This is a genomic window from Burkholderia sp. Se-20373 (assembly GCF_017104705.1).
In the GTDB taxonomy this organism is placed as follows: domain Bacteria; phylum Pseudomonadota; class Gammaproteobacteria; order Burkholderiales; family Burkholderiaceae; genus Burkholderia.
The window spans coordinates 1-7,449 of the sequence record NZ_JAAGPH010000233.1 but is presented as its reverse complement, the minus strand read 5'-3'; the positions used below and the strand labels follow the sequence as shown (position 1 = coordinate 7,449).

At 65.2% G+C, this 7,449-nt stretch carries 4 protein-coding genes; 3 read left to right on the top strand and 1 reads right to left on the bottom strand.

Annotated elements, in window-relative coordinates; genetic code table 11:
* Positions 1-121 precede the first annotated feature (121 nt).
* Both bpeB and G3N96_RS36620 read left to right on the top strand, forming a co-directional pair.
* A complete protein-coding gene (gene bpeB / locus G3N96_RS36625) occupies positions 122-3,322 on the top strand; it encodes an efflux RND transporter permease BpeB (RefSeq protein WP_039368427.1) in 3,201 nt (1,066 codons plus the stop codon).
* Positions 3,322-4,845 carry an efflux transporter outer membrane subunit gene (locus G3N96_RS36620; RefSeq protein WP_124580888.1) on the top strand — a complete coding sequence of 508 codons (1,524 nt, stop codon included), beginning with the start codon at positions 3,322-3,324 and terminating at the stop codon, positions 4,843-4,845. The genes bpeB and G3N96_RS36620 overlap by 1 nt, the downstream gene beginning before the upstream one ends.
* A 421-nt stretch (positions 4,846-5,266) precedes the next feature.
* Here the strand turns inward: G3N96_RS36620 and G3N96_RS36615 are convergent, their stop codons facing one another.
* A complete protein-coding gene (locus tag G3N96_RS36615) occupies positions 5,267-6,643 on the bottom strand; it encodes a nucleobase:cation symporter-2 family protein (protein WP_175013938.1) in 1,377 nt (458 codons plus the stop codon).
* A 439-nt stretch (positions 6,644-7,082) separates the two neighbouring features.
* On the opposite strand from G3N96_RS36615, the gene G3N96_RS36610 reads away from it, so the two are divergent.
* A partial coding sequence (locus G3N96_RS36610) for an FGGY family carbohydrate kinase (RefSeq protein WP_241023000.1) occupies positions 7,083-7,449 on the top strand: 367 nt, incomplete at its 3' end.

The following is a 7,449-nucleotide window of genomic DNA, read 5'->3' as shown; positions in this document are numbered from 1 at the left end:
CACCGCCGCGCCGGCTGCCGCCGGTTCCGGCGCCGCTGCCGCTTCCGGTGCTGCCGCATCGGGCGCCGCGCCGGCGAGTGCTGCCGCCGCTTCGAGCGCGCAATAACAGGGAGCCTGTTTCATGGCAAAGTTTTTTATCGATCGCCCGATCTTCGCGTGGGTGATCGCCATCATCCTGATGCTGGCCGGGGTTGCGGCGATCTTCACGCTGCCGATCTCGCAGTATCCGACGATCGCGCCGCCATCGATCCAGATCACCGCGAACTACCCGGGCGCTTCCGCGAAGACGGTGGAAGACACGGTGACGCAGGTGATCGAGCAGCAGATGAGCGGTCTCGACAACTTCCTGTACATGTCGTCGACCAGTGACGACTCGGGCAACGCGACGATCACGCTGACCTTCGCGCCGGGTACCAACGCCGACATCGCGCAGGTTCAGGTGCAGAACAAGCTGTCGCTCGCGACGCCGATTCTGCCGCAGGTCGTGCAGCAGCTCGGCCTCTCGGTGACGAAGTCGAGCAGCAGCTTCCTGCTGGTGCTCGCCTTCAACTCCGAAGACGGCAGCATGAACAAGTACGACCTCGCGAACTTCGTGGCGTCGCACGTGAAGGATCCGATCAGCCGGTTGAACGGCGTCGGTACCGTCACGCTGTTCGGCTCGCAGTACGCGATGCGGGTCTGGCTCGATGCGACCCGCCTGACGAACTACGGCCTCACGCCGGTCGACGTGTCGACCGCGATCTCCGCGCAGAACGTGCAGATCGCAGGCGGCCAGATCGGCGGCACGCCGTCCACGCCGGGCACGATGCTGCAGGCGACGATCACCGAGTCGACGCTGCTGCAGACGCCCGAGCAGTTCGGCAACATCCTGCTGAAGGTCAACCAGGACGGCTCGCAGGTTCGCCTGAAGGATGTCGCGAAGCTCGAGCTCGGCGGTGAAAACTACAACTTCGACACGAAGTACAACGGTCAACCGACCGCGGCACTCGGTATCCAGCTCGCGACCAACGCGAACGCGCTGGCGACCGCGAAGGCGGTGCGCGCGAAGATCGACGAACTGGCACCGTTCTTCCCGCACGGCCTCGTCGTGAAGTACCCGTACGACACGACGCCGTTCGTGAAGCTGTCGATCGAGGAAGTGGTCAAGACGCTGCTCGAAGGTATCGTGCTGGTGTTCCTCGTGATGTATCTGTTCCTGCAGAACCTGCGGGCGACGATCATCCCGACGATCGCGGTGCCGGTCGTGCTGCTCGGCACGTTCGCGATCATGTCGATGGTGGGCTTCTCGATCAACACGCTGTCGATGTTCGGCCTCGTGCTCGCGATTGGCCTGCTGGTGGACGATGCGATCGTGGTGGTGGAGAACGTCGAGCGGGTGATGGCGGAAGAGGGCCTGTCACCGAAGGAGGCGACCCGCAAGGCGATGGGCCAGATCACCGGCGCACTCGTCGGCGTGGCGCTCGTGCTGTCGGCGGTGTTCGTGCCGGTGGCGTTCTCGGGCGGCTCCGTGGGCGCGATCTATCGTCAGTTCTCGCTGACGATCGTGTCGGCGATGGTGCTGTCGGTGCTGGTCGCGTTGATTCTGACGCCGGCCCTGTGCGCGACGATCCTCAAGCCGATCCCGCAAGGGCATCACGAAGAGAAGAAGGGCTTCTTCGGCTGGTTCAACCGCACGTTCAACAACAGCCGCGACAAGTACCACGTCGGCGTGCACCACGTGATCAAGCGCTCGGGCCGCTGGCTCATCATCTACCTCGTCGTGATCGTCGCGGTCGGCCTGCTGTTCGTGCGCCTGCCGAAGTCGTTCCTGCCGGATGAAGACCAGGGCCTGATGTTCGTGATCGTGCAGACGCCGTCGGGCTCGACGCAGGAAACGACCGCGAAGACGCTCGCGAACATTTCCGACTACCTGCTGAAGGACGAGAAGGAAATCGTCGAATCGGCGTTCACGGTCAACGGCTTCAGCTTCGCCGGCCGCGGCCAGAACTCCGGTCTCGTGTTCGTTCGCCTGAAGGACTACTCGCAGCGTCAGCATGCGAACCAGAAGGTGCAGGCGCTGATCGGCCGGATGTTCGGGCGCTACGCGGGCTACAAGGACGCGATCGTGATCCCGTTCAACCCGCCGTCGATTCCCGAACTCGGCACCGCTGCCGGCTTCGACTTCGAGCTGACGGACAACGCGGGTCTCGGCCACGATGCGCTGATGGCCGCGCGTAACCAGCTGCTCGGCATGGCCTCGAAGGATCCGACGCTGCAGGGTGTGCGTCCGAACGGCCTGAACGATACGCCGCAGTACAAGGTCGACATCGATCGCGAGAAGGCGAACGCGCTCGGCGTGACGGCGGATGCGATCGACCAGACGTTCTCGATCGCATGGGCGTCGAAGTACGTGAACAACTTCCTCGATACCGACGGCCGGATCAAGAAAGTCTACGTGCAGGCAGACGCACCGTTCCGGATGACGCCGGAAGACCTGAACATCTGGTACGTGCGCAACGGGTCGGGCGGGATGGTGCCGTTCAGTTCGTTCGCGACCGGTCACTGGACGTACGGTTCGCCGAAGCTCGAGCGCTACAACGGTGTGTCGGCGATGGAAATCCAGGGTCAGGCCGCACCGGGCAAGTCGACCGGTCAGGCGATGGCTGCGATGGAGCAGATCGCGAAGAAGCTGCCGGTCGGTATCGGCTATTCGTGGACCGGCCTGTCGTTCCAGGAAATCCAGTCCGGTTCGCAGGCGCCGATCCTGTACGCGATCTCGATTCTCGTCGTGTTCCTGTGTCTCGCGGCGCTGTATGAAAGCTGGTCGATCCCGTTCTCGGTGATCATGGTGGTGCCGCTCGGCGTGATCGGTGCGCTGCTCGCGGCAACGATGCGCGGCCTCGAGAACGACGTGTTCTTCCAGGTCGGCCTGCTGACGACCGTGGGCTTGTCCGCGAAGAACGCGATTCTGATCGTGGAGTTCGCGCGCGAACTGCAGATGACGGAGAAGATGGGGCCGATCGAGGCCGCGCTGGAAGCGGCGCGCCTGCGGCTGCGTCCGATCCTGATGACGTCGCTCGCGTTCATTCTCGGTGTGATGCCGCTCGCGATCAGCAACGGCGCGGGTTCGGCCAGCCAGCACGCAATCGGTACGGGCGTGATCGGCGGGATGATCACGGCGACGTTCCTCGCGATCTTCATGATCCCGATGTTCTTCGTGAAGATCCGCGCGATCTTCAGCGGCGAGAAGGAAGACGTCGACGAGGCGCTGCGCCTGGCTCAGGAGCACTCGCACCACGAAGAGAAGCCGGGCAACGGCGACGAAGGCAACAAGGGACAGTGATGATGCAAAAACACGCTTTGACTGCAATCGCGGTCGCGCTCTTCGCCACGGGCTGCACGATGGCGCCGCATTACAAGCGGCCCGACGCACCCGTCGCGCAGGCGTACCCGGCCGGCGGCGTCTACGCGACGCAGCCGGGTGCGGCCGGCGCGCGCAGCGCGAACGGGCAGGCTGCGACCGCCATCGGCTGGCGCGAGTTCTTCGTCGATCCGCGCCTGCAGCGGCTGATCGAGATCGCGCTGAAGAACAACCGCGACCTGCGCGTATCGGTGCTGAACATCGAGGCGGCGCGCGCGCAGTACCAGATCACGCGCGCCGGGTTGTTCCCGACGCTCGACGGTACGGGCACGGGCAATATCCAGCGCGTGCCGCAGGGTCTTTCGCAGACCGGCGCGCCGTACATCTCGCGCGCCTACAACGTCGGGCTGTCGGCGTCGTGGGAGCTCGACCTGTTCGGCCGCGTGCAGAGCCTGAAGGATCAGGCGCTCGCGCAGTACCTGTCGACGTCCTACGCGCGGCAGGCGTCGGAGATCTCGCTGGTGTCGCAGGTGGCGGATCAATACCTGACGCTGCTGTCGACCGACGATCTGTTGAAGGTCACGGAGAACACGCTGAAGACGGCGCAAGACTCGTACAACCTGACGAAGCTGCAGTTCGACAACGGCACGGGCTCCGAGCTCGAGCTGCGTCAGGCGCAGACGGTGGTCGAGCAGGCGCTGTCGAACCAGCAGGCGCAAGCACGGGCACGCGCGCAGGCGTTGAACGCGCTGGTGCTGCTGATCGGCGAGCCGCTGCCGGACGATCTGCCGGCGGGCATGCCGCTCGACGCGCAGAACCTGCTGACGGACGTGCCGGCCGGGTTGCCGTCGGATCTGCTCACGCGTCGTCCTGACGTGATGCAGGCCGAGCAGACGCTGCTGGCCGCGAACGCGAACATCGGCGCGGCGCGCGCGGCGTTCTTCCCGAAGATCTCGCTGACTGGCGCGTTCGGCACCGGCAGCCCGACGCTCGGCGGCCTGTTCAAGGCCGGCACGGCGGCATGGTCGTTCGCGCCGCAGATCACGATGCCAATCTTCGAAGGCGGTCAGAACATCGCGAACCTGAACCTCGCGCATGTGCAGAAGCGTATCGAGATCGCGAACTACGAGAAGGCGATCCAGTCAGCGTTCCGCGATGTGGCGGACGGGTTGGCCGCGCGCGGCACGTACGACCAGCAGATCGCGGCGCTGGAGCGCAACGAGCACGCGCAGCAGCGACGTTTCGACCTGTCGGATCTGCGTTACAAGAACGGTGTCGACAGCTACCTGTCGGTGCTGACCGCGCAGACGGACCTGTATTCGGCGCAGCAGTCGCTGATCAATGCGCGTCTGGCGCGCTGGACCAACCTGGTCAACCTGTACCGTTCGCTGGGCGGCGGGTGGATCGAGCGGGCTGGCGAAACGCCGCGCGCGCCGGATGCACCGGTCGACTACGACAAGGCGGCCGCTCCGGCGCCTGCGTCGGCAACGGCGACGAACGGGTAACGTGCAAGGAAGGGCAGGCGCGGTCTACCGCGCTTGTCTTTCGAACCGGCTGGTTGCGGAAACAAGAACGCCGCGGACGAAAGTCCGTGGCGTTTTCTTTTGCGTAGTCGATTCGTGCGGCGCGAAGACGGTTGGGGTGACGATGCGCGTATCGGATTCCGGTGCCGCTTATTGCGCCGGACCAACCATCCTGCTTGGCCAACCGGCATCATCGCGCCGCGCCCGCGGGCGACCCGCTTTCACGCGCCATGACCGGCTGTTCTGCCGTTCGACCGTCCAGTTGTCCGCCTGTCCGAACGCCCGGCTGTCCGACCGATCATCGCGCAGCTTCCCGCTCCCGCAAAACAAAACGCCACGGCATGCCGTGGCGTTTTTCGTTACCGCTTACCGCTTCTCCGCGCCGCCGTCCGGCGCGAGGCGATCAGTGATGCACGTCGGCGGGCCGCCCGTCGAAGTCGTGTCCGGCGCGGCGGATGTCGCAGCGTGCGTCCTTCTCGCCTTTCACGCCGTTGAACACGATGTTCAGGATCACGGCCGTCGCCGATGCCAGCAGGATGCCGCTGTGCAGGATCGGCGCGAGCGCGGGCGGCAGCTTCGAGAAGAAGTGCGGCGACACGACCGGCACGAGGCCCATGCCGACGCTCACGGCGACGATGAACAGGTTGTGCGTGTTGTTCACGAAGTCGACCTTCGACAGCACCTTGATGCCGTTCGCCGCCACCATCCCGAACATCACGATGCCCGCACCGCCGAGCACGAACGGCGGCACCGATGCGACGACCTGCGCCATCTTCGGGAACAGGCCGAGCAGCACGAGGATCACGCCGCCGGTGGCGCACACGAAACGGCTCTTCACGCCCGTCACGCCGATCAGGCCGACGTTCTGCGAGAACGACGTATGCGGGAACGAGTTGAAGATGCCGCCGATCAGCGTGCCGAGGCCGTCGACGCGCAGGCCGCGCACGAGGCGCTCCTGGTTGACCGGGCGATCGACCATGTCGCCGACCGCGAGGAACATACCGGTCGATTCGATGAACGTGACGAACATCACCGTGACCATCGTCACGATCGACAGCGGGTCGAAGTGCGGCAGGCCGAAGTGGAACGGCATCACGAAGCCGACCCACGGTGCGTGCGCGACGCCGTCGGTATTCACGCGGCCGATCGCGAAGGCGATCGCGAAGCCGGCGACGATGCCGAGCAGCACCGAGATGTTCGCGATGAAGCCGCGGCCGTACTTGTTGATCAGCAGGATCAGCGTGAGCACGAGCAGCGACAGGCCGAGATAGACGGGGCTGCCGTATTCGGGGTTGCCGACGCCGCCGGCCGCCCAGTTGATGCCCACTTCCATCAGCGACAGCCCGATCACCGCGATCACGGTGCCGACGACGACCGGCGGGAAGAACCGCAACAGCTTGCCGATCATCGGCGCGAGCACGATGCCGATGATGCCGGCCGCGATGGTCGAGCCGAAGATGTCGAGGATGCCGAGGCCGGGGTTGGTGCCGATCGCGATCATCGGGCCGACTGCCGCGAACGTGCAGCCCATGATGACGGGCAGGCGGATCCCGAAGATCCACAGGCCGAGCGTCTGGATCAGCGTCGCGATGCCGCACGAAAACAGATCGGCGCTGATCAGGAACGCGATCTGGTCTTTCGGCAGCTTGAGCGCGGCGCCGACGATGAGCGGCACGGCGACAGCGCCGGCGTACATGACGAGGACGTGCTGCAGACCAAGCGTTACCAGCTTGCCGGTCGGCAGCACCTCATCGCACGGATGGACCGTGTTCGATTGCATCTGTCTCACTCCATGATCTTGTTTTCGGGGTGATACGAAATTATTCGGAATGAATCCACGCAACAAGAGTGCTGGGTTCTATTCCGTTCTTTGCTGGTTCGATATGCCATTTCGGCATGGAACAGGGTGTCGATCATCGGGAAACGGCCGCAGGAGTGAGGTTCCCCGGTTTTATAGCCCTTCAAAATAGCGCGGGCCCCCGTGTCAAATATAGGCCGCTTTATGGTGTGTATCGGGCGGCCGGCATAGTGGCAAAAAGTGCCTGGGAAAAATCGTGCCGGGTTAACCCGCGAACGGCCGCTTTTGCCAGCAAGGTGCAGCCGGGTGGAACCCGGCCGGCGACCGCGTTTTCGGCCTGCCGCGGTAGCGGCAAAAACCGGGGCGCGCATCACGATCCCGTTATCATCGACATCCGTTCATTCGAATTCGCCCCCACGTCATGCGCCTGCTCGGAATCGACCTCGGCACCGGCTCCGTCAAACTCGTCACGCTCGATGCCGACGGCGTCGAGCGGGCGGTCGCGAGCGAACCTTATGCGCTGTCGTCGCCGCAGCCCGGCTGGGCGGAGATCGCGCCCGATACGTGGTGGCAGGCGCTCGTGCGCGCGGCCGCGCGGCTGCCGGCCGATGAGCGTGCGCAGGTGGCGGCGATCGGATTCTCGGGGCAGATGCACGGCGTCGTGCTGATCGACGCGGCCGGGCAGCCGGTGCGGCCCGCGCTGCTGTGGCCCGACACGCGCGCGGTGCGCGAAGCGGAGGCGGCCGATTGGCGCACCGCCGGTTTGCCCGTCGCACCGAACCCGGTCG